Here is a 2,407-nt window from a genome sequence, read left to right on the forward strand (position 1 = left end):
GTGCGGGCCGGGCCACCAGTTCCACCAGGAGCAACGCCACGACAGTGATCAGCACGGTCACCACGACCACCAGGCCCGAGGGGTATTTCCAGAACACGAGAGTCATCGTGGCGATCGCGATGAGGACCACTCGCAGCGGTGTTCGGTACGTCGCGACGACCGCTTCGACCGGAGACGGGGCTCGGCCGCCGCTCCGTGCTCCCCGGACGGCGTTGACCGCCTTGTTATAGGCGCCGCGCACCGCCACCGCGGAATTCGACGACCCAGTGAGGTATCCGGCCGCTGCGACGACCACTGCCAACAGGAACACCGCACGCAACGCGGTGCGAAGGGGAAGAACAAGGGTGTCGATCAACACCGCTGCCGCATCCCGCGAAAGGACATCGGAGGGCATCTCCCCGAGGTAGATCGCCCGCCCAATGCTGATCGCCACCGCCAGCAGTGCCATCGCCACAGCGATGCTGACACCGACCAGCGAAAAGGCTCGCCGGCGGCCGCCTTTGGGTGCTGCCCAGACCGCTGCGGCGGCCACCAGAAGAGTGACCAGCGGCAGCACGGTGGACGCCCTGTCCAACGCCGACACCGTCCGTTGCGCCTTGACGAGTTCGGGAGACTGGAACAGCACGAACGACTTGTCGATCTCGGGGATCTTGTCGGCGAAGGCGAACCCGCGCTCGGTCAGTTTGGTGCGGACGTTGTCGATAATCGGCGCCAGTTCGATGCTGACCGTGCCCTGGTCGCTGATCTGGACGGCGGCTCTGGTCTGGCCGGTCATCACCGCGACCAGCACTTGGTGTGCTTCCCGGTTCGCCCGGATCCACAAGGCCTCGAATTGGTCCGAGGCCACGAACGATCCGACCGTCTGACGGACGAAGGACTGAGCCTGATCGGCGAGCACCGGCGCTAGACCGACCACCGCCGGGGGAACCCGGGGCGCATTCTCGCTCAGTGCCGTCAACGCCTCGGCGGTCAGGGTCTCCACATCGAGACGGGTCATGATCTGGTCCGTGATCTGATTCGTCAACTCGCCCTGCATCACCGGATCCGAGGCCAGCGGTGTCACCGTTTGGACGTAACGATCCGTATCGAGCACCTCGCCGCGCGCGTACCGCGCCAGGACCGAGGAAAAGGCCAGGACGGCAACGAGAACCAGAAGCACCCCTGCAGCCGTCCAACGCAACCCGCGATGACCAGCCATCCTCCCCGCGCCGGTCTCCCGTGCGGGCGGCGGCCGCTCACCCCAGTCGCGACGAAGCTCCGCCACCTGTCGGCGCAGGAGCTCGAGTTCCTCCCGCTCGGTGGCACTCAACGGTTCGTCGGACTCTAATGCCTTCACTCGACGGGGTGCACCGTCTCCTTTTTCACTTCACCAGCACCGCCTGGGCGCTCGATAGGGCTGAACGGCCCTAGATATCAGGGCAACGCCCGACTGGGCCCTGCCCTGTTCGATCTCGGCATTTCGGCGTCGCACGAGAATTGTCCTCGTCACCGGTGCTGAAAAACGCACGAGATTCGCGGAACCCGGCTCCCGTACCGCCTGTCCGTACGACGGCCCGATTGAAATTCGCAAGTTTCGATGTGGGGTCGCGCGTGCGGCGCACAATAGGGTTGTATCACAGCCGAATCCGGAGAGGTGAACCGTCGTGTCCGAGAATTCGAGTGTCAAGCAGGAGGTTGCGGCCGGCACGTCGATCGGGGCAGCCGTCATGTTGGTCACCGTCGGTGTGCTTCAGCTGCTCCAGGGGATCGCCGCGGTCGCCAACGACGAGGTCTTCGTCGTGGGCATCGAGTACACCTACAAGTTCGATTTCACCGCGTGGGGTTGGATCCACATCGTGCTCGGCGTACTGGTCGCGCTGGTCGGCCTCGCCCTGTTCACCGGGGGGATATGGGCGCGAACGATGGCGGTCGTCATCGCGGCACTGTCGATCCTCGTCAACTTCCTGTGGCTGCCCTATTACCCGGGGTGGGCGATCCTGATCATCGCACTCGATGTCGTCGTCATCTGGGCGGTCTCGACCTGGAACCCGGACCCCGGGTGGGACTAGCCGTTGCCGGGCAGGGAACGCTGCGCCGGGCAGGGGGACCGGACGGAATTCCTTAACTGCCTTTGGATTCGAGACTCTCCGGTCGGGGATGCCTGGTGAACCACGCCGCGTAACGATCGGCGAGCGGCGCGGCGGTGACTCCGTGGGCGAGGACCGACAACCCGATCGTGACGATCGCGGTGGTCAGGAGCAGGTCCTGGTGCGGGAGATCACCCGGCTCCTCGAGGATCAAGATGATGAAGACGATCGTGGCGAGCCCGCGGGGGCCGAACCAGCCGAGGAAGGCGACGGTCGGCTTGCGTGCATGCAGCCCGGTGAGTGAAAGTGTGACCGGCACCATCCGTACCGCGGTCAGACTG

2 protein-coding genes and 1 pseudogene are annotated in these 2,407 nt (G+C 65.3%); 1 reads left to right on the forward strand and 2 read right to left on the reverse strand.

What is annotated here, in order from left to right; translation table 11 throughout:
* The coding region (locus tag WAW17_RS16875; RefSeq protein WP_422334094.1) for a hypothetical protein at positions 1-1,336 on the reverse strand (1,336 nt) is incomplete at its 3' end.
* 307 nt (positions 1,337-1,643) lie between these two features.
* Here WAW17_RS16875 and WAW17_RS16880 point away from each other — a divergent pair.
* Positions 1,644-2,048 (forward strand): DUF7144 family membrane protein, encoded by a 405-nt coding sequence (locus tag WAW17_RS16880; RefSeq protein WP_422334095.1) that lies wholly within the window; start codon positions 1,644-1,646, stop codon positions 2,046-2,048.
* Between the two features lie 52 nt (positions 2,049-2,100).
* Here WAW17_RS16880 and WAW17_RS16885 read toward each other — a convergent pair.
* Positions 2,101-2,407, reverse strand: a pseudogene (locus WAW17_RS16885) (sodium:proton antiporter); the annotation flags it as partial.

Origin of the sequence: Rhodococcus sp. (in: high G+C Gram-positive bacteria), from assembly GCF_049286785.1 — a bacterium.
Taxonomy (GTDB): Bacteria; Actinomycetota; Actinomycetes; order Mycobacteriales; family Mycobacteriaceae; genus Rhodococcus_F.